Origin of the sequence: Xanthomonas sp. WHRI 8932A (assembly GCF_035012785.1) — a bacterium.
Lineage (GTDB): Bacteria > Pseudomonadota > Gammaproteobacteria > Xanthomonadales > Xanthomonadaceae > Xanthomonas.
Genome location: NZ_JAYGQQ010000002.1, coordinates 418767 through 438571 on the forward strand (window position 1 = coordinate 418767; position 19805 = coordinate 438571).

A 19805-nucleotide genomic window follows, 5' to 3' on the forward strand; every position below is an offset into this window, starting at 1 on the left:
CAATCCACTTCTCCGCTCGATGAGTGCATTCCAGGTGCAGAGCAGACGCTGGGCGGTGCGATCCACGCCTGCAGCGCACACACGCGTGCGGCACGTCGCGTGGCGCCGCGTGGCTACGCTGTTCTGTGCAGTGGCGCTGTGCGGTCTGCAGCTGCTGCACGTGGCCGCTGCTGCACCAAGTCAAACGGCCAGCACGGCCGCACCCGATTGCGTGGAAGCGTTATTACGGCGATTGGGTTGGAGCATCAACAGTGCGTCGATCAGTGCGCCAATCATCCAGCGCGGCGCGCCCTGTACGCGGGCCTCGCTTGCGCAGGCGCGCGCAGCGGGCGATCTGCAGATCACATTGCCGGCGGGCTGGGACGCGCAGCAACGCGGCGTAGCGCTGACAGCACTGTTGGACGATTCCGCTACCCAATGCGCCTACGGATTCGACATTGGCGCCGCCACACGGCGCGCCGTCACCCAACTGCAAGACAATCCGCATTACCGGTTTTCTGCGTTGCAACTGGGCTGGATCGGCTTCGGCTGGCGTGGCGCCGCTGCGCAGGGCTGGAGTGGATTCAAGAGCTTTGGCCGCGGCTATCAGCCACGCGGCAGCAATGCGCAGGCGCTGGACGCGTTCTATCGCGGACAGGTGCGTTCCGAATGCGGCGTTGGGCGGCAGGTGGCCCAGCTCGCCACGCAGCGCGAACTGTATGGCGATGCCGGATTCGATCAGGTATTTACGCCGGGCGAACTGTCGATCGGTACATTTTTGACCTTGCACGACACCGACAGCATTCTGCTTGGCGCACACGCCGGCGAATTTTTTGCCGACGGTAAAGCGGTGAAGACCGCGCAACTGGGGCGCCAGGCGTTTGTCGGTGCGCCAGGCTTCATCGCGCATGTGTTCGACAAGGCGTATCTGGACGATATCCATAACCAGGCCGAAAACTTCGTGGTGGTGGATGTCAGCGATGCGGCGGCGCAGGCGTTGGCGCGGCACGGCGGCTTTGCGCATTACGACACGATCAACCGGCAGATTTGGGAACTCTCCAGGCAGCTGCATGGGCCCGGCAAGCGACGGTTCGAGCGGTTGCTGTACGAGCGCGACGCGGCGTTGCGGGCAACGCTTGATCCGCAGCAGCAGGCGCGGCTGCAGGAACTGCAGACGTTGCTGGACGATCCGTTCTACCAAGGCTTTCTGGTGTATGTGCATCCCAAAGGCACCAAGCCGATCGGCTATCACGTCGCGCGCCTGCTCGATCGCAACCCGCGCACCCCATATGCGATCGACCTGACCTTGCACAATCTGCGCACCACCTTGTACTGGCGATGGATCGATTGGCAGCTGCAACAGTGCGGCGCCAGCACCGTCACGGAACAATCCATTGAAAATTCCGCCACGCCGGCGTACGCCCGGCGTGGCACCCTGCACTGATCAGATCATTGAGGAGTGGTTATGGAACTGGGTATGGTGGGTTTGGGCCGCATGGGCGCCAACATGGCCGAGCGTCTGGTGCACGGCGGGCATCGTGTGCACGGCTACGATCCCGGCGATAGCGCGCGTAGCAGCGCACAGGCCAAGGGCATTGTCACTGCCGATGCGTTGGCAGCGCTGGTGTCTGCGCTGCCGAGCCCGCGCGTGGTGTGGCTGATGGTGCCGGCAGGCAAGATCGTCGACGACACGCTGGCACAACTGCTGCCGTTGTTGCAGGCCGGCGACATCGTCATTGATGGCGGCAATTCGTATTACAAGGATTCGCAACGTCGCGCGGCGCAACTGCAGGAAAGCGGTATTGCATTCGTCGACTGCGGCACCAGCGGTGGCGTCTGGGGCCTGAAAGAAGGCTATAGCCTGATGGTTGGCGGCGAAGAGTCCGCAGTGACCACGCTGCATCCGATCCTGGCCACGCTGGCGCCTGCGGCGGACAAGGGCTGGGGGCGGGTGGGCCCGAGCGGTGCTGGCCACTTCACCAAGATGGTCCACAACGGCATCGAGTACGGAATGATGCAGGCCTACGCCGAAGGCTTCGCACTGATGCAGCACAAGACCGATTTTGCGCTGGATTTGCACCAGGTCTCGGAGATCTGGCGCGACGGGAGCGTGGTGCGTTCGTGGTTGCTGGACCTGACTGCCGATGCGCTGCAACACAACCCGACCATGTCCGGTATCGCGCCGTTCGTAGCCGACTCGGGCGAGGGCCGCTGGACGGTGGCTGAGGCGATCGACCTGGAAGTGTCTGCACCCATCATCACGTTGTCGCTGATGGAGCGGTTGCGTTCGCGCGACAAGGATTCGTTCACCGACAAATTGCTGGCGGCAATGCGCAACCAGTTCGGTGGGCATGCAGTGAAGACCACCACCGCTGCAGCGCCGGCGATCGGCAGCAAGGACGCGTAAGCGCGTCGCTGACACGGCCGCGGTTGCCGAACGGCGGCGCGGTCGTTGCTCGATTGGAATTCGCTCGATCCGCGTACGCGTTCTACGCGTGGGCGATGCTGCTCACGATGTGGGTCGCTCGACCCTCAGCGGCCACGGTTTTACTTCGGTCTGCGTGCCTGATGTAGCGCGTGTTCGGCAGCTAAGAACTACGGCGCGGTGCGCCAGATCGATGCAGCGACGCTGCGCATGCATGCATCACGCGCATGGCACGCCTTTAAGCGGCAGTGCACGATGGCCAGACATTTTCCTGCATCGGCTGCACGCTTTAACTGCGCAAGCAGCCGATGCCTGCGTCATCGGAGCGTGCGCTCACCATCCAGCCATTGCACCTGTCCGGTCGCAGCGCTGTGCTGCGCCAGTTCCAGCAAGCGCATGAGTTGCACCGCGTCTGCGCCATCGACCGGTGCCGGGCCGTTGCCTGCCAACGCATCGCGGAAGGCGGCATAGCATTGCCGATAATCGCCGGGCAGGTTGTCGGGTTGATGGGTGTGTACGCGGCCCTCTTCGTCCACGCGGGTGAGCGTGCCCGGTAATGGGTCCACGCCCCAGCCAACCGTGCCAGGACGACGCCCGGCGCGCAGCTGGTCTTCCTGCGTGTCCAGGCCGTGCTTGAGATAACTGCCGCGCGTGCCGTGCACGGCAAACCGCAGGCGGTTGTCGGCGACCAGCGAGCCGGCATGCAGGATCACCCGCAGCCGCGGGTAATGCAGGGTGACGTGAAAATAATCGTCGCTGCGCGCCTGGCTGCGCTGGCGCTGCAAATCCGCAGCGATCGCCTGCGGTGCGCCGAACAGTTGCAATGCCTGGTCGAGCAGGTGCGGGCCCAGGTCGTACCACAGGCCTGCGCCCGGGATATCGCTTTCGCGCCAGCGGTCGCGGACCTGCGGCCGATAACGGTCGAAGTGCGAATGAAACTCCACCACCTCGCCCAGTTGGCCTTCGTCGATCAGGCGGCGCACGGTCAGAAAGTCTGCGTCCCACCGTCGATTCTGGAACACGCTGATGACGCGGCCGGCTGCCGCGGCAGCGTCGACCATGGCACGCGCCTGCGCGGCATCCAGCGCAAAGGGTTTATCGACCAATACGTGCTTGCCCGCAGCCAGTGCCTGCAATGCGAATGGCGCATGGGTCTGATTGGGTGTGGCAAGCACAACGGCGTCGAGTGCCGGGTCGGCCAGGGCACTGTCGAGGTCGGCAACGACGCTGATCTCCGGGAAATCGGCTTGCGCCTGTTGCGGTTTGGACGACACCACGCTGTGCAAGCGCAGGCCCGGCGTGCTGGCGATCAGCGGCGCATGGAAGGTGTGGCCGACATAGCCGTAGCCGACGACGGCCAGATTGAACGGTTTAGCCATTGAAAACGGTTCATCGCAACGAACGAGGGAATCTGCATGGTATTGCACCCACCCGTGTGCGCGGGGTTCACAACCTCTGCATGCAACGGTCACGTGTACGCGACGACCGCCGCCGCAAGCTGCAGCCACATTCAACGGGAGTGATTCGAATGAAGAACATGATGCATGCACGCAAGCTGTTGGCGCTGTCGTTGTCGCTCGGTCTGACCCTGGGTGCTTCGCAGGCATTTGCTGCGCCGCAGGACATGGGCGCGCACAAGGACCACGCCGCCGGCATGAATGAATCCAAGAAGCCGGTCACCGATACCTGGATCACCACCAAGGTCAAGGCCGATCTGCTCGCCACTGACAACGTGTCTGGCACCGACGTCAAGGTCGAGACCAAGAACGGTATCGTGATGTTGACCGGTTCGGTTGCGACCCAGGCTGAGCACGACAAGGCCGTGGCTGTTGCCAAGGGCATCGAAGGCGTCAAGAGCGTCAAGTCGACCGGCCTGAAGGTCGTCGCTGCGAAGATGTAATTGCAGCGGCAGCGAATGCTGGGCCAGCTGCGGCGAGGCAGTTGAACCGGGCACGAGGCGCACTCTACGGAGTGCGCTTTTTTTTGTGCGTCGTCAGGGAAGCCACTTGTCGGCATGCTCGCGCGATCAGCGCTGGAACGGTGGCTTGCTGTGCGGTGCTGGCAGGCGCTGATTCGCTTTACTGCCCAGCATCTGCTCGCTACGTTTTGTTGGCTACTTTGTTGGCGTAGCTTGTCGTCGTTAGATGCTCTGTGTGCCGGTGACGGACATCGACGCTTCGGTCACTGTCTACGGCGACGCATTGATTGGTATCCGATCATGCCGTCGACTTGGGATCATTGCAGCGGACCTTGCCGTCTTCTGATGTGGATGGCGATGCCTTCGGTAGTGGCGGGGATCCGTACCTATCGACGCGCGATCGCATCAGGTGAGCGTCTATGCGTGGCAGCGCTCAGGATCGAACGTAGGCATGCAGCTGCTCAGTAGTGGTGTGGTGCGCCCCGTTGGGCTCGCCCAGGGCCCATCGGTCACCACGGCGCCGACAAACGGCGGCCTTCTCGCGCCATTTTCACCTTTGCTGCACTTATGATATGCCCATTCAGCTATGTCACGATGGCGGTGTCATGGGCTGAATCATTCATCTCGCTTGGGGTGTGATCGGAGACAATACCGACGCGTCTTTAGGCACGTGCAGCGAACGGATACAGACCTAGCAATGCAGACAACGGTCCAAGCAGACAGATGGGATCGCTGGCGCCTGCCCTTATTGGCGGTTGCCGTGTGCCTCATTGTGGTGGTGCCGTCGTTGCTGCTGCAGCAGATGGCGCGCAACGCCAATCAGGCGGCAGTGTGGGTGTCGCATAGCCAGGAAGTGCAGGAGACCGCGCAGCGGTTGGAAGCGGCAATGCGCGATACCGAATCGGCCGCGTTGATGCGCTCGCACGGCGTGGAGCGCCCGGCGTTGCTGGAACGCATGCGGCGTGGCCGTCGCGAGTCGCTGGCTGCGGTCGAGCGATTGATCGAACTGACCAAGGACAACCCGGCGCAGCAAGTGCGCATGGGGCGTATCCAGAGCACCATCGAGCGTCGGCTGTTGCTGGCCGAGCGGATTGCGGTGACCACCGGGCAGGCACAGATTCGCGCGCTGATCGACGATATGACCTTGAACAACCCGATCCGTGTGCTGATCGATGAGTTGCAGGGTGCCGAGGGCCGGTTGCTGACCCTGCGCAACGCGCGCGCGGACACCGAGCGCCTGCACTACGCGGTGCTGAGCTGGGCCGCGCTGGCCGTGCAGTTGCTCTTGCTGGCGACAGTGATCTGGTTGCTGCAGCGGCAGATCCGCCGCCGTCTCGCCGCCGAGCAGGAATATTTGCGTGCCAGCGGCCGTGCCAGTTCGGTGCTGCAGACTGTGCGCGAGCCGATCGTGTTGCTGGATACCAATCAACGCATCGTGCTGCACAACCCCGCCTTCGCCGAGTTGTACGGCCTGGAGGAGCGCGGCAACGAATTGATGGCGCTGGAAGATGTGGGCGAGGGGGTCTGGCGCGATCCGCTGTTCCATCAGCGCCTGGCCGACGTATTGCTGCGTGGCCGCGAGCTGTGGGACTTCGAGCATGAGCAGCGCGCCGCCGATGGCGTGTTGCGCACCATGCTGATCAACGCCCGCCGCATGCCGCTGCCCGACACCGTCGACGAAGACGTGGTACTGATGACGGTCAGCGACATCAGCCTGCAAAAGGCCTCGCAACTGCGCATCCAGGAGCTCAACCGGCAGATGGAGGGCAAGGTGGAGCAGGTGTCTGAGGTCAACCGCGAACTGGAAGCCTTCAGCTATTCGGTATCGCACGACCTGCGCGCGCCGCTGCGCCACGTGGCCGGTTTTTCGGACAAGCTGGCGCGTCACCTGGGCGATGCGGCGGACGAAAAATCGCGTCACTACATGGAAGTGATCAGTTCCTCGGCGCGGCGCATGGCGTCGCTGATCGACGACCTGCTGGTGTATTCGCGCCTGGGTCGCAGCGCGTTGCGGCTGCAGGCGGTGGATATGCAATCGCTGGTGGCCGAGACGCGTGCGATCCTGGATTCCAACGTGCAGAGCGAAAATACCGGCCACCGTGTGGACTGGCATGTCGCGCCGTTGCCGGTGCTGGTGGCCGACGAAAACATGATGCGCCAGCTGTGGATGAATCTGCTGGGCAATGCGGTCAAGTACAGCGCCAAGCGCGAGGTGGCCAGGATCGAGGTCAGCTACACGCCGATGGCCGACGGCGGCCATCAGTTCAGCGTGCGCGACAATGGCGCGGGCTTCGATATGGAGTACAGCGGCAAGTTGTTCGGCGTGTTCCAGCGCTTGCACAAGGCCAGCGAATACGCTGGCACCGGCATCGGTCTGGCCAGCGTGCGGCGTGTGTTGGCGCGTCACGGTGGCCGCATTTGGGCTGAAGGCGTCGTCGATGAAGGCGCCACGTTTTATTTCGAGCTTCCTCCCGCGCTTGAAGCGCCCAACCAAGAGTTCAGTGTATGACCGCCATCCGTACCATTCTTCTGGCAGAAGACAGCCCGGCCGATGCCGAGATGGCAGTCGACGCCCTGCGCGACGCCCGTCTTGCCAACCCCATCGTGCACGTCGAAGACGGCGTGGAAGCCATGGATTACCTGCTGCGCCGCGGCGCCTATGCCAACCGCGAGGAAGGCCTGCCGGCGGTGCTGCTGCTGGACATCAAGATGCCGCGCCTGGATGGGCTGGAAGTGCTCAAGCAGGTGCGCAACGATGAGGCACTCAAGCGCCTTCCGGTGGTGATCCTGTCGTCCTCGCGCGAAGAGAGCGACCTGGCCCGCAGCTGGGACCTGGGCGTCAATGCCTACGTGGTCAAGCCGGTGGATGTCGATCAGTTCTTTACCGCGGTCAAGACGCTCGGCACGTTCTGGGCGGTGATCAATCAGGCACCGGAGCTGGACTGACCCATGCCGCATGAGGGTGGCAAACTGGAGCAGCTGAAGATCCTTCTGGTGGAAGATTCACCGGAAGATGCCGAGCTGTTGTCCGATCAGTTGCTCGATGCCGGCATCGATGCGGCGTTCGAGCGCGTGGACAGCGAGCCATCGCTGCGCAGCGCGCTGGAGGCGTTTCAGCCGGACATCGTGTTGTCGGATCTGAGCATGCCCGGATTTTCCGGCTACCAGGCACTGCGCCTGGTGCGTCAGAACGGCGCCACCCCCTTCATCTTCGTCTCCGGCACCATGGGGGAGGAGACCGCGGTCAAGGCGCTGCAGGACGGTGCCAACGACTACATCATCAAGCACAACCCCACCCGGCTGCCGAGCGCGGTAATGCGCGCCATCCGCGAGGCGCGTGCGGAGCTCGAGCGCCAGCGTGTGGAAAGCGAGCTGATGCGTGCGCAGCGACTGGAAAGCCTGGCGATGCTGGCGGCCGGCCTGAGCCACGATCTGCGCAACATCCTGCAGCCGCTGCTGATCGTGCCCGACCTGCTGGCCGGGCGGACCGACGACCCGCAGCTGCGTCAGCTGGCCAATGTGGTGGCCGAATGCGGCCGGCGCGGGCATGACATGGCCGAGTCGATGCTGTCGTTCGTGCGTGGCTCCAACAAGCCGCGCGAGCAGGTGTCCATTGCCAAACTGTTCCAGGCGGTGCAGATGCTGCTGCGGAGCAGCCTGCCCGATGGCGTGCGGCTGCAGATGGACATGATCGCCTCGGATCTGACCATCGAAGCCAACTACACCGAATTGCAGCAGTGCTTGCTCAACCTGGGCTTGAACGCGATCCAGGCGATGCCCGGCGGCGGCACCCTGGTGCTGTCGGCCGATCGCTTTGATGCCACGCGCGTGCGCATGAGCGTGGCCGACACCGGCGTGGGCATGACCGATGAAACGCGCGCACGCCTGTTCAGTCCTTTTTTCACGACCAAGGCCGATGGCACCGGGTTGGGGCTGATTTCGTGCAAACGCATCGTGGAAAGCTACGGTGGCAACATCCAGGTCGACAGCCGGCTGGGCGAAGGCACGCGCTTCGACATGATCGTGCCGATGCGCGCGGCCTCGGTGACCATTGCCGATACAGAACCGCCGCTGGCGCTGGGCCAGGGGCAGCGCATTCTGCTGGTGGATGGCGAAGCCACGCGGCTGTCGTTGCTGGGTAATGCGCTGTCCAGCCAGGGCTATCAGCCGCAGCTGGCCACCGATGGCGCCGCTGCGCTGCAACTGGTGCAGCAGCACGCGATGCCGGATCTGGTGATCATCGACAGCGACATCATCTTGCTATCGGCGGTGAGCGTGCTGCTGAGCATGCAGGAGCTGGGCTACCAGGGTCCGGCGATCGTGCTGGAAGACGTCGGCGCGCCGCTGCAGCGTGCGCATTTTCCTCCCGACATCCCGGTGCACGTGTTGCGCAAACCGCTGGAAATGCGCCGTGTATTTCGCGCGGTAGCGCATGCGCTGGAAATGGCCTGAGCCACGCACGCACGCGCGCTGCGCGTGCGCTGATGTACCTGCAGCGCGCAGCAACAGTTGACGCTGACGCCGGCCGCATGCGCGAATACCGTATGACCACCGTGCTCCTCAGCCTCGGCAGCAATGTCCAGCCGACTCACTACCTGCGCTTGGCCGTCGCCGCCTTGCGCGCGCGCTTCGGCCAGCTCGACGTCTCCCCGGCGTATCGCACGCCGGCGGTGGGCTTCGATGGGCCGGACTTCGTCAACAACGCCGTGGCCTTGCAGACCGATCTGGACCTGCATGCCCTCGACCAGTGGCTGCATGCGCTGGAAGACGCGCATGGTCGCGATCGCAGCGGACCGCGTTTCAGCGACCGTACGCTGGATGTGGATGTGGTGTTTTTCGGCGATTGCATTGTCGAAGGCCCCGGGCATCTACGCATCCCGCGTCCCGAGCTCAAGCATGCCTTTGTGCTCAAGCCGCTGGCCGATATCGCGCCGGACTTTGTCGACCCGCTGAGCGGACGCACGCTCGCCGCGCTGTGGCAGGCGCATCCGCAGTACGGCAGCGCATTTGCGACAGTGCCGCTGGATGCGCCTGCGCTGAGTGCCGCGCAGTAGCGCAGGTGTGCAGTGCGGCTGGTCGTGCTGCAATGTGGTGGTGAGGGGAAGTCAGTTCGGCGCGGATCGGCCTATGCGCTTCGCACGCCGATCGCTGACGATGCGCTTCACGTAGCGCGTGCGTTCGTGCGACGTCTGCTCTAGAGCGGCTAACAAAACGTGGTGAGCAGTCATCAGGCAGCTGTGGGCGTCGCACTCAGAACCGCAATGTACGAGTGGCACTACCGCACCGAGCATCGGCCGCGCCCGCCTGGCGGTTAGCGCAGTCGTGCTGCTAGCCGCTCTCAGCTGAGTTGACGGCCGCCATCCACATGCAAGGTCTGGCCAGTGATGAAGCTGGCATCGTCCAGCAACCAACGCACCGCCTCGGCGATTTCTTCCGGCGTGCCGATGCGCGCCAGCGGCGTGCGGGCGAGCAGCGCCTGCTTGGCGTCGGATGATTTGCCTTCTTCCGGCCACAGAATGGCGCCGGGCGCGACGGCGTTGACGCGGACCTGCGGTGCCAGGTCCAGCGCCAGCGAGCGGGTCAGCATCTCCAGCGCGCTCTTGGAGGCGCCGTATAGCGGGTGGTTGCGCATCGGCTGCTGTGCATGCAGGTCGGTGAGATTGACGATGGCGCCGCGGTGCTGGCGCAGCTGCGCAGCAGCGGCCTGGGCAATGAAGAACGGCGCGCGTGCATTGACCGCGAACAGCTCGTCCCACTGCGCCGGCGTGGCTTCGCCCACAGCGGTGGGGTAAAACGCCGAGGCGTTGTTGACCACGCCATCCAGGCGGCCGAACGCGTCGATGCACGCGGCGACCAGTTGCGCAGGTGCGTGCGGCAGGCGCAGATCCGCGTGCAAGGCCTGCGCGCTGCCTGCGCGTTGCGCGCACAACTCGGCCACGCGTGCGCGCAGCGCGTCGGCGGACTGATGCGCATGCAGGGCAACGCGGTAGCCGGCGGCGTGCAGCGTGGTGGCGATCTGCGCGCCGATGCGGCGGCCTGCGCCGGTGATCAACACCACCTTGGAACTGTCTGTCATGACGTACTCGCTCGGCGTTGCAAAGGGCTCGGCTATCCTGTGCATTGTCCCCGCAACCGGTGCCCGCATGCACGCCGACCTCCCCAACCCCGATTCGGACGCGCTGGCGCACAGCGACCGACTGGCTGCGCATGTGCGCGCCGAAATCCAGGCCGCCGGCGGTGCGATCCCGTTTTCGCGTTTCATGGAGCTGGCGTTGTATGCGCCGGGCCTTGGCTATTACAGCGCCGGGTCGAGCAAGTTTGGCGAGGCCGGCGATTTCGTCACCGCGCCCGAGCTGGGCCCGTTGTTTGCGGCGACCGTGTCTGGTGCGCTGGCACCGGTGCTGCAGCAGCTGGGGCCGCAGGCGCGCATGTTGGAAGTGGGGGGCGGCAGTGGCGCATTTGCCGAAGTCATGCTCAAGCGGCTGCTGGAGCTGGATGCATTGCCCGAGCGTTACGCGATTCTCGAACCCAGTGCGGACCTGCGCGAGCGTCAGCGCGAGCGCCTGGGGCGCAGCCTGATCCCGCCGGTGTTCGATTTGGTCGAATGGCTGGATGGCCCGTTCCCGGACGATTGGGACGGCGTGTTGTTCGCCAACGAGGTGATCGATGCGCTGCCCACGCCGCGCTTTGCGATCCGTGAGGGCGAGGTCTACGAAGAAACCGTGGTGCTCGATGCGCAGCAGCAATTTGCGCGTGGCGAGCAGCCGGCCGATGCGTTGTTGAGCGCGGCGGTGCGGCATCTGGAGCGCTATCTCGATCAGCCCTTCGCCGATGGCTATCGCTCCGAGTTGTTGCCGCAGCTGCCGTACTGGATCCAGGCGGTGGCCGGCGGCCTGAAGCGCGGTGCGATGGTGTTTGTCGACTACGGCTATCCGCGCGGCGAGTTCTATCGCGCGCAGCGCGAGGACGGCACCTTGCGTGCGTTCTATCGCCATCGCATGCATGAGGACCTATATCGCTGGCCCGGCCTGCAGGATCTGACCGCGTCGGTGGATTTCACCGCGCTGGCGGAGGCGGGTACCGGTGCTGGTTTTGAGCTGGCGGGTTACTGCACGCAGGCCAGTTTCCTGCTGGGCAACGGCCTGGATGCGTTGCTGACGCAGGCCGATACGCGCACCGATGAAGTGGGGCGCATGCGTCTGCGTGAGCAGATCAAGCGGCTGACCTTGCCCAGCGAGATGGGCGAGCGTTTCCAGGTGATGGGCTTCGCGCGCAATGTGGATATTGCGCCCGCATTTCTGGCCGGCGATCTCACATGGCGGCTGTAACGCAGACGCTGCGCCCGTTTCATCGGCCGCGATTGTGGGTGGGGTTGTGGATCGCTGCGATCGTGGTGGTGATTGCGGTCTGTCTGGGCCCGCCGCCGGAGATTCCGGAACTGCCGGATAACAGCGACAAGGCCGAGCATTTTTTGACCTTCGCATTGTTGTGCTGGGGCGCGGTGCAGTTGTTTGCCACCCGTCGCGCGCAGATCGTTGCAGCCATCGGTTTGGTGGCCTTGGGAATCGGCATTGAGATCGCGCAGGGCGCACTGACGACCAATCGAAGCGCCGACCCATACGATGCGCTGGCCGACACGCTGGGTATCGTTGCCGGCCTGTGCCTGGCATGGACGCCGCTGCGCTTTGTGATGTTGCGGATCGATCAGCGGCTGTTTGCGCGGCGTTGAGTTGCGTGCGCGTGTTGGGCATGCGGACGCAGTCACGCGTGCAGCGTTATCGGCAACGCAACGGTGTTGCTTCCGATCGCGCAGTGATGCGCTGGTATGACCGCAAGCACTGAATCGCTGCAGGAGCCGACTGCAGTGCCTGACATCGCAGATCCGTGGCATGGCTGCTGCGTTGTGCAGCAGCCATGCCGTCATCGCCGAATGAGCTACTGGTCCCGGCCTGCGGATGCCGGAGTTACAGCTTCATGTTCAAGCCGAGATAGAGCTGGCGTCCTGCCGCTGGCGAAAACATCGGCTGCGCCTGGGTCCAGAAGAAACTGTCGTACCACACGTAGGCATACTCGCGACCGGTGGCATTGCGGACCTGCAGATCCACGCTCCAGGCAGGATTGATGGTGTATCTGGCGGTGAGATCCAGGGTGGCAAAGCCACCGTATTTGCCGGCTACATTGCGTTCTTCCAGATAATAATCGCCTTGCGCACGGCCCTGCATCCCCAAGCGCAGCGCATCGGTTGGCCGGTACTCGACGCCGATGTTGCTGATGTAACGCGGCGTTGCCGCCACCTCGCGGCCGACCAGCGACACGCTGGCATCGCGGTCGTCGCGTTCGATCTTCGCTTCCTGATACGCGTGCGATGTCCATAGCGTCCACCTGTCGCCCAGCTGCGCATTGATCTGCGCGTCTACGCCGCGTCGGCGTGTCTTGCCCAGGGTGACGGTGGTGCCGGTGGCGGGCATGTTGGAGACTTCGTTGGCCGCGTCCTGCTGCCACACCGCGATGCGCGCCTGGCTTCCGTGGAACGGGCTGAATTTCATGCCCAGCTCCATGCCGGTATTGGTGGACGGGCGCACGTCCGGTTGCCCGGCGGTGAGGTAGGCCGGTGCGGTGGACCCGGTCAGTACCTGGAAAGTACGGCCCCAGTTGGCATAGACGTTGGTGGTCGGGGTGAAGGCGTAGACCAGGCTCAGTTTGGGCTGCTCGATGGTGCCGTAGCGCTGCAGCGGTGCACGCACGCCGCCCGGCAGTTGGGTGTCGCCATCGAAGCGATCCACGCGGTAGGCCGGCACGATCTTCAGCGCCTCGATGGGCTGATAGATCGCCTGCACGTAGGCGCCCCAGTTGTCGAAGGTATGGCGGTCGTCGTTCTGGATGCGTGCCGGCGTGGCGTTGAAGTTGGTGGGCTCGGCATAGCGGAAGCGTTCGCGTCGGTAGGCGTTGTCCTGATGCTCGTAGTTGACGCCGCCTTCCAGGGTGAGCGTGTCGCTGCTGCGCCAGGTCAGCGTGTTGAGCATGCCGATCTGCGTCTCGTCCCAGCTGCGGCGCTGGCGTGGTGCATTGCCGGTGGGCAGGTCGCTGAAAGTCACCTGGCGGTCGTCCAGATAACGGTTGTAGTACAGCTTGGTGCCCAGAAACAGGTTCTCGGCCAGCTTCAAATCCATGTGGATGCCGACCTGACGCATGTCGCGGTCGTCGCCGTCGTTGCGGTTGCGCAGGTCCGAGCTGCGACGGTCGGCCCGCATTTCCGCTGCGGTCATGAAGCCGGGTTCGTCGGCTTCGTTGTGATAGACGCGAGCGGTCAGGCCGATGCGCATGCCGTCGTCGAGGTTGCCGTAGAACCATTTGCCGCCCAACGAATATTTGCTGGAGGTGTCGTGGTCGCGGTAGCCATCGGAGGCCTGCACGCCGATGAAATAGTTCTGCGCGAACCCGTCGCGCTCGCGGCCCACGGCCAGCTGCGCATCGCGGGTATTGAAGCTGCCGTAGGTCAGACGCGCGTCGGTGTAATTGCCGCCCTGTCGCGTGCCGAAATTGATGTTGCCACCGATATTGTGCAACCCGTAGCGCGGATCGTTGGTGCCGCGCACCACCTCGATGTAACTGATTTCCAGCGGGAACAGCATGTCGATGAAGCGCTGGTTGCCGCTGTTGACGTTGCTGGGGATGCCATCGATCAGCGTCTTGATGGCATTGAGGTAGCCCTCGCCATTGAACGCGCGAAAGCTGACCTTGCCCGATTCGGCGCCTTGCCGGGTTTCGGTGAGTTGGATGCCGGGCATCTGCCCGAGCAGCTCCCAGCTGTAGGACACGTTCTTGTCTTCGATCTGGTCGGCGCCCAGCACGTCCACCGAGGTCAGCACCTGATGTGCGGTGAGTTGGCCTTCGCCATGCTGGTGGACATCGACCTTGCCGAGCGTCAGTGCCGAATCCGACGACTGCGCACGCGACTCGGCGACAAACAGGACGGCAGCCACTGCCGCCACGAGAATATGGATCTTCATGGATCGAACGACACCGATGCGAGGAGGAGCTGATCACCCCATGTGTCAGCTAATGCAATATTATAACATATGTGATGCACGTCTCTAGCGGCGTGCTGGAGCGGGTGGCATGACGGGACGCGGTGCGCGCCGCAATGGGCGCGCCGGGCGCTGTGTTGTGCGACGAAGCTGGGTGTTGGGCGCGTTGCGCGATCAGTCCGGCAGGCACGCCGCGCGCTCGCGCAGCCACTTGGTCGCTACCCACTTTTCGCCGGCCAGGACTGGGGCGCCGGCATGCAGGCTGCGTGTCATCGGATGCGGGCGGTCGTAGCTGAAGAACACCGCGTTGCCCTTGATCGCGGCGATGTCCAGCTGCACATCGGGAAAGCGCGTCGCCCCGCCGCGGTCGGGCGTGTTGAGGTACATCACCAACGAGGCAACGCGTTGCCCGCCGGCTTGCAGCAACACCGGCGTGCCGGCTGCGTCGGGGTCGAAGTAATCGTAGTGCGGCTGATATTCGGCGCCGGTGGTGTAGCGCAAGACCTGCAAGCCTTCGCCGTGATCCACCGGCCAGTCGAGCAGACGGGCGATACGCGACTCGATGCGTTGGCAGAGCGCATCCTGCCCGAGTTGCAAACACATGCTGTCGCTGGTGCGTGCGGCATGCACCACATGTGCGCCGTTGGCGTTGTCTACGGTGCGCGAACGTGCAAGGCGCGGCTGCGCGAGGGCGATCACTGCATCGCATTCGGCATCGGATAAAAAACCACCCAGCACCATCACGCGCGGCAACTGCATGCGCATCAACACGCTCACCTGGCGATCACCCAGATCCAATAGCGACGCATCGCTGTCCTGCAGTAGCGCCGGCACGCGCACCGGCATCGGCAATCCATGTGTTTGCGCGTGCTGTTGGATGTGCGCACGCACCAGCGCTTCGACTGCATCGATGGCGTCCTGCATGTTCCAGCCACGATCCAGCAGCGGTTGCAGCGCGTGCTCGGGCGGTTGGCCGGCCAAAGCCTGCGCCACGATCCAGTCGGCCAGAGCGCTGGGAATATCGGTGAATGTCATCCCGCTACAGTGCATGCCAACGTGTGGCAGCTATGTGTCAAATGTGTCGTGGTAAGACAAATGCAACAGACGGCCCCTATAAAGGTGACGGGGATCTTGAACGTGCTCGCCACTGCAGTGAGCGGAACGCAACCAATTCTTGACGACTCCTCTTCATACCGGACCCTTTGACCTGGAGATCAGCCGCATGTCCGTTCGCAACAGCAGCAAGACACTTCTCATGACCTTTAGCACCGCACTGGCGTTGTCTGCCTGCGGTGGCGGTGCCGACCGTGTCGCTTCGCCTGGCGAAGGCGCGTTTCCGCCCGCACCGGCACCGACCCCGGCGCCCACGCCTGCACCAACCCCGGCTCCGACACCGACGCCGACCGGCCCGGCTGCGGATTGCCCCACCGGTTTTTCCAACGTCGGCACCATTGCCAGCAACACGCTGCGCGCCTGCCAGTTGCCGGAGACCATCACTGGCAATCTGGTGGTGCCCGCGCGCGCCGGCACCGCGTATTCGATCAGCGGCCGCGTCAACGTCGGCACCGATCGTGGCGGCAACGCCATTGCGCCGGCGGCCGGCAGCACGCAGGGCGTGTTGACCATCGAGCCGGGTGTCACCTTGTATGGCTCGGCCGGTAGCGACTACATCGTGGTCAATCGCGGTTCGCAGATTTTTGCCGAAGGCAGCGCGACTGCGCCGATCGTCTTCACTGCACGTCAGGCGCTGGATGGCACGGTTAGCGCCAACACCATCGGCCTGTGGGGCGGCATCGTGGTGCTGGGTCGTGCAGCGATCAACAACTGCCCGGGCGCCACCGTGTCGGGCACGCCGGAATGTCAGGCGCAGGTCGAAGGCACCAACGCGTTCTACGGCGGCAATAGCGCCACCGATAACAGCGGCTCGATGCGCTACCTGCGCGTGATGTATTCGGGTTTCGAAATCTCGCCCAACAACGAGCTGCAGGGAATCACCCTGGCCGGCGTGGGCAGCGGCACGCGTCTGGATTACATACAGATCCACAACAGCTCCGACGACGGGATCGAATGGTTTGGCGGTACGGTCAACGGTAGCCACGTGGTCATCACCGGCGCCGACGACGATTCGCTGGATACCGATGCCGGTTGGAGCGGCGCATTGCAGTTCGGCATCGTGGTCCAGCGCGCTGGTGGCGGCGACCGCATGAACGAGTGGAGCAGCCTGCGTCGCCAGCCGTATTCGCGTCCGAAGGTGGCCAACTTCACTTACGTGGGCAATGCCCGCACGGGTGCGGCGATCATGCTCAACCAGGGCACGCAGGCCGCGTTCTACAACTCGGTGTTCACCCGTCCGGCCGGTGGCACCGGCGATGGTCTGGTGTGCTTCAACCTGGCCGATACCGATACCGTGGGAACGTTCAACTCGGTGTTCTTCGCCTGCCCGACCGCGTTCGGCAGCGACCCGCGTGCGGCCAGCCAGTTCGCCGCCGGTACCAACAATGTCGCCAACGGCGTGTCCACGCTGCAGAACACCTTCATCAATGGCGCCAACGAAACTGCAGTGCCGGCGTTCCAGGGCTTGAACGGCGTGAGCAGCTTCTTCCAGCAGGTGAACTACATCGGTGGCGTGCGTGATGCCAACGACACCTGGTGGCAGGGCTGGACCTGCGGGCTGACCGCCGATCGCCCCTGCTGAGGCACGGCATCGCACGGCGGCCATCGCGTCGCCGTGTGATGCGTCCAGCTTCATTTTTCTGTTGTCAGGGCCCCCACGATGCGAACCTTCGCTGTTGCCCGTCTTTCGCGGACGGGCCTGTCTCTTTCCATTTCCACCTTGCTGCTGTCCGGCGCCGCCATGGCGCAGTCGACCAGCAGCGATGCCGCTGGCGGTAGCAGCAGTTCCAGCGCTGCTGCCATTGCGCCCAAGCAACTCGATCAGGTCGTGGTACGCGGCGAATACATTCCCGAACCGATGCTGCAAACCTCCGAAGTGGCCTCGTTCATCACCCGCGAGGACATGGAGCGCACCGGCGACAGCAGCGCTGCGGTAGCGCTGACGCGTGTTACCGGGCTGAGCCTGTCGCGCGGCAAATACGTGTACGTACGCGGCCTGGGCGAGCGCTATTCGTCGGCCTTGTTCAACGGCTCGCCACTGCCCAGCCCGGAGCCGATGCAGCGCGTGGTGCCGCTGGATCTGTTTCCCAGCGATGTGCTGCAAAGCGTGACCGTGCAAAAGACGTATTCGGCCGACTATCCTGGCGAATTCGGCGGCGGTGTGATCGATCTGCAATCGATGACGGTGCCGGACAAACCGTTTCTGTCGCTCACCGTGGGCGGCGGCGCCAATAGCGTCAGTACCGGCGAGAAGGGCCTGACGTACTACGGTTCCGGCGATGACGAGTGGGGCTATGACGATGGCACGCGCAAGCAACCTGCCGCGTTGCGCGATGCGATCCGCACCGGGCGGCGCGTGGACCTGGGCAGTTTTTCGCGCGAGGACATCCGCCGCATCGGCCGCAGCATGAACAACGCCAACCTGTATGTGCTGCAGGAGAAGGACAGCATTGACCCGGACGTCAATGTCGGCGGCAGCGCCGGCTACAGCATGGACATCGGCGAGGCCAAGCTGGGCATTCTGGCCGTGGCCAGCTACGACAACGAGTGGCGCACGCGTACCGGCAAGCAGCAGGACGGCATCTTTGTCGGCGACAGCGTGGAGTTCAATTCCAACTACGACTTTGCGACCACGCGCAACAACGTGCGCACCAACGGCATGCTCGGCCTGGGCTGGGAATATGGCCGCCACAAGATCGGCTGGACCACCTTGTATGTGCACGACACCCTGAAGGTGGCGCGCAGCCGCGCCGGCCGCGACGAACTGGCCGGGTTCGATGTGCGCGACGACAACACCGAGTGGTATGCGCGTCAGTTGATCAATAACCAGCTGCTTGGCTCGCATGCGTTTGGCGAATACGACGATCTCAAGATCGAGTGGCGTGCCGCGGTGGCCAACGCCAGCCGCGATGTGCCGTACGAAACCGGCATCCGATACGAGTTGCTCGATGGCTACTGGGCGCACGACGCCTCGCGCGTGCAGAACTACACACGCTTCAGCAAGGTCGATGACAAAGTCGCCAGTGGCGGCGTGGATGTGACCTGGCGGCTGCCGATCGAACACGACCTCACCGTCAAGGGCGGCTTGGCCTATCTGGATAACGACCGCACTGCGTGGAGCCGCGAATTCCGCTTTCTGGCGCTGGACGGCCCGTTGCCGTTCCTGAACCAGTATCAGCGCGTGGATTATCTGATCTCCGACTACAACCTCAGCAACGATCTGCTGCGCTTACGTGAAACCACCGGCAGTTTCGGTGCGGCTGCGTACGACGCGACGTTGAAGGTCAAGGCGGCGTATCTGCAGGCCGAAGGCGAAATCGTGCCGACCCTGCGTGCCACCGTTGGCGTGCGTTACGAGGACGCCACCCAGGCGGTGCATCCGTACGACATCTTCAGCGGTGCACGCCAGGACAGCGTGGCGCCGTTGCAGAACAGCTATGCGTTGCCATCGGCCACGGTGACCTGGAACTTTGCCGACAATCAGCAGCTGCGCTTCGGTGCGTCCAAGACGATTGCGCGGCCACAATTCCGCGAAATGGCACCGCAGCAGTATCTGGACCCGGATATCGACCGCCAGTTCTTCGGCAACCCGTTCCTGATCGACAGCGAACTGGTCAATCTGGATGCGCGCTACGAATGGTTCTTCGAGCCGGGCCAGTACGTCACCGTCGGTGCGTTCTACAAGGACATCGACAAGCCGATCGAAGCCATCGTCAACGATGCACCCGGCGGCGGCATCGTGCAGAGCTTCATCAATGCGCCCAAGGCCACGCTGTACGGCATTGAGCTGGAAGCCAAGAAGTATCTGGACGTGCCGGTCGCGGCCGATTGGTGGGGCGACAAGCGCCTGTTCGTGTCCGGCAACTACACGCGCACCAAGTCCGAGGTGAGCGCGAGTGCCGGCGATACCGTGCAGCCGTTTGGCTTCAGTGCACCGGTGCAGGCCAACCTGTTCATTCGCGACGGATCGGCACTGCAGGGGCAATCGGACGATATCGCCAACCTGCAGATCGGTGTGGAAAGCGAGAGCACGCATAGCCAGGCGACCTTGATCGCCAACTACGTGGGCGAGCGTATTTCTGCGCGTGGTCGTCCGGGTCAGCCGGACTACATCGACAAGCCGGGTACTTCGCTGGATCTGGTGATCAAGAAGGGCCTGGTGTGGTCGGGCGATACGCTGTCGGTGAACTTTGCTGCACGCAATCTGCTCAAGACCAAATACCAGGAATTCCAGCGCGTGGGCAGCAACCGGGTGGATCTGTACACCTACCAGCCCGGCATCAGCTATGACATCAGTGTGACAGCGCGTTTCTGATCCCTCAGACGCCTGCAGGAACGCAAA

Annotated in this window: 15 protein-coding genes and 1 other RNA gene; 11 read left to right on the forward strand and 5 right to left on the reverse strand. The window is 63.9% G+C overall.

The features are described 5' to 3' along the window. The first annotated feature begins 19 nt into the window (after window positions 1-19). Complete coding sequence (locus tag VC212_RS04625; protein ID WP_236699268.1) at window positions 20-1423, forward strand: hypothetical protein; 1404 nt, start codon at window positions 20-22, stop codon at window positions 1421-1423. 21 nt (window positions 1424-1444) lie between these two features. Continuing rightward, the gene (gene gnd, locus VC212_RS04630; RefSeq protein ID WP_055850661.1) at window positions 1445-2386 is read left to right on the forward strand and encodes a phosphogluconate dehydrogenase (NAD(+)-dependent, decarboxylating); all 942 of its coding nucleotides are present in this window, start codon (window positions 1445-1447) and stop codon (window positions 2384-2386) included. A gap of 335 nt (window positions 2387-2721) precedes the next feature. Here the strand turns inward: gnd and VC212_RS04635 are convergent, their stop codons facing one another. Then, the gene (locus VC212_RS04635) at window positions 2722-3783 is read right to left on the reverse strand and encodes an oxidoreductase (protein ID WP_055850664.1); all 1062 of its coding nucleotides are present in this window, start codon (window positions 3781-3783) and stop codon (window positions 2722-2724) included. 149 nt (window positions 3784-3932) lie between these two features. On the opposite strand from VC212_RS04635, the gene VC212_RS04640 reads away from it, so the two are divergent. The 5 genes from VC212_RS04640 (at window position 3933) to folK (ending at window position 9376) form a co-directional block, all read left to right on the forward strand. Next, the gene (locus VC212_RS04640) at window positions 3933-4304 is read left to right on the forward strand and encodes a BON domain-containing protein (RefSeq protein WP_055850667.1); all 372 of its coding nucleotides are present in this window, start codon (window positions 3933-3935) and stop codon (window positions 4302-4304) included. Between the two features lie 715 nt (window positions 4305-5019). Continuing rightward, entirely contained in the window at window positions 5020-6831 is a 1812-nt protein-coding gene (locus VC212_RS04645) for an ATP-binding protein (protein WP_055850670.1), read from the forward strand. Continuing rightward, the gene (locus tag VC212_RS04650; protein ID WP_055850673.1) at window positions 6828-7268 is read left to right on the forward strand and encodes a response regulator; all 441 of its coding nucleotides are present in this window, start codon (window positions 6828-6830) and stop codon (window positions 7266-7268) included. Before VC212_RS04645 ends, VC212_RS04650 begins: the two co-directional genes overlap by 4 nt. A gap of 3 nt (window positions 7269-7271) precedes the next feature. Then, the gene (locus VC212_RS04655) at window positions 7272-8774 is read left to right on the forward strand and encodes a hybrid sensor histidine kinase/response regulator (protein ID WP_115512591.1); all 1503 of its coding nucleotides are present in this window, start codon (window positions 7272-7274) and stop codon (window positions 8772-8774) included. Between the two features lie 92 nt (window positions 8775-8866). After that, entirely contained in the window at window positions 8867-9376 is a 510-nt protein-coding gene (folK, locus tag VC212_RS04660) for a 2-amino-4-hydroxy-6-hydroxymethyldihydropteridine diphosphokinase (protein ID WP_323514342.1), read from the forward strand. 147 nt (window positions 9377-9523) lie between these two features. Here folK and VC212_RS04665 read toward each other — a convergent pair. After that, window positions 9524-9599, reverse strand: a non-coding RNA gene (locus VC212_RS04665) — sX9 sRNA. Window positions 9600-9660: 61 nt separating this feature from the next. Beyond that, window positions 9661-10398: a pteridine reductase gene (locus tag VC212_RS04670; RefSeq protein ID WP_323514341.1), complete on the reverse strand. Its 738-nt coding sequence runs from the start codon at window positions 10396-10398 to the stop codon at window positions 9661-9663. Between VC212_RS04670 and VC212_RS04675 the strand changes: the two genes are divergently transcribed. Together VC212_RS04675 and VC212_RS04680 are read left to right on the forward strand one after the other, a co-directional pair. Continuing rightward, window positions 10397-11650 (forward strand): class I SAM-dependent methyltransferase, encoded by a 1254-nt coding sequence (locus VC212_RS04675; RefSeq protein ID WP_323514340.1) that lies wholly within the window; start codon window positions 10397-10399, stop codon window positions 11648-11650. The genes VC212_RS04670 and VC212_RS04675 overlap by 2 nt on opposite strands. Continuing rightward, window positions 11638-12051 (forward strand): VanZ family protein, encoded by a 414-nt coding sequence (locus VC212_RS04680; protein WP_323514339.1) that lies wholly within the window; start codon window positions 11638-11640, stop codon window positions 12049-12051. The genes VC212_RS04675 and VC212_RS04680 overlap by 13 nt, the downstream gene beginning before the upstream one ends. A 235-nt stretch (window positions 12052-12286) precedes the next feature. Here VC212_RS04680 and VC212_RS04685 read toward each other — a convergent pair whose 3' ends face one another. Both VC212_RS04685 and VC212_RS04690 read right to left on the reverse strand, forming a co-directional pair. Further along, entirely contained in the window at window positions 12287-14332 is a 2046-nt protein-coding gene (locus VC212_RS04685) for a TonB-dependent receptor (protein WP_323514338.1), read from the reverse strand. Window positions 14333-14524: 192 nt separating this feature from the next. Further along, window positions 14525-15385, reverse strand: a complete 861-nt coding sequence (locus tag VC212_RS04690) for a 2OG-Fe(II) oxygenase (protein WP_323514337.1) — start codon at window positions 15383-15385, stop codon at window positions 14525-14527. Window positions 15386-15572: 187 nt separating this feature from the next. On the opposite strand from VC212_RS04690, the gene VC212_RS04695 reads away from it, so the two are divergent. Further along, window positions 15573-17045: a hypothetical protein gene (locus VC212_RS04695; RefSeq protein WP_323514336.1), complete on the forward strand. Its 1473-nt coding sequence runs from the start codon at window positions 15573-15575 to the stop codon at window positions 17043-17045. Window positions 17046-17123: 78 nt separating this feature from the next. Continuing rightward, entirely contained in the window at window positions 17124-19778 is a 2655-nt protein-coding gene (locus VC212_RS04700) for a TonB-dependent receptor (protein WP_115527043.1), read from the forward strand. Window positions 19779-19805 lie beyond the last annotated feature (27 nt).

Bases quoted from the DNA above. Each gene is read 5' to 3' on its own strand.
- VC212_RS04625 (WP_236699268.1), top strand. From the start codon at position 20: ATGAGTGCATTCCAGGTGCAGAGCAGACGCTGGGCGGTGCGATCCACG.
- gnd (WP_055850661.1), top strand. From the start codon at position 1,445: ATGGAACTGGGTATGGTGGGTTTGGGCCGCATGGGCGCCAACATGGCC.
- VC212_RS04635 (WP_055850664.1), bottom strand. From the start codon at position 3,783: ATGGCTAAACCGTTCAATCTGGCCGTCGTCGGCTACGGCTATGTCGGC.
- VC212_RS04640 (WP_055850667.1), top strand. From the start codon at position 3,933: ATGAAGAACATGATGCATGCACGCAAGCTGTTGGCGCTGTCGTTGTCG.
- VC212_RS04645 (WP_055850670.1), top strand. From the start codon at position 5,020: ATGCAGACAACGGTCCAAGCAGACAGATGGGATCGCTGGCGCCTGCCC.
- VC212_RS04650 (WP_055850673.1), top strand. From the start codon at position 6,828: ATGACCGCCATCCGTACCATTCTTCTGGCAGAAGACAGCCCGGCCGAT.
- VC212_RS04655 (WP_115512591.1), top strand. From the start codon at position 7,272: ATGCCGCATGAGGGTGGCAAACTGGAGCAGCTGAAGATCCTTCTGGTG.
- folK (WP_323514342.1), top strand. From the start codon at position 8,867: ATGACCACCGTGCTCCTCAGCCTCGGCAGCAATGTCCAGCCGACTCAC.
- VC212_RS04675 (WP_323514340.1), top strand. From the start codon at position 10,397: ATGACGTACTCGCTCGGCGTTGCAAAGGGCTCGGCTATCCTGTGCATT.
- VC212_RS04670 (WP_323514341.1), bottom strand. From the start codon at position 10,398: ATGACAGACAGTTCCAAGGTGGTGTTGATCACCGGCGCAGGCCGCCGC.
- VC212_RS04680 (WP_323514339.1), top strand. From the start codon at position 11,638: ATGGCGGCTGTAACGCAGACGCTGCGCCCGTTTCATCGGCCGCGATTG.
- VC212_RS04685 (WP_323514338.1), bottom strand. From the start codon at position 14,332: ATGAAGATCCATATTCTCGTGGCGGCAGTGGCTGCCGTCCTGTTTGTC.
- VC212_RS04690 (WP_323514337.1), bottom strand. From the start codon at position 15,385: ATGACATTCACCGATATTCCCAGCGCTCTGGCCGACTGGATCGTGGCG.
- VC212_RS04695 (WP_323514336.1), top strand. From the start codon at position 15,573: ATGTCCGTTCGCAACAGCAGCAAGACACTTCTCATGACCTTTAGCACC.
- VC212_RS04700 (WP_115527043.1), top strand. From the start codon at position 17,124: ATGCGAACCTTCGCTGTTGCCCGTCTTTCGCGGACGGGCCTGTCTCTT.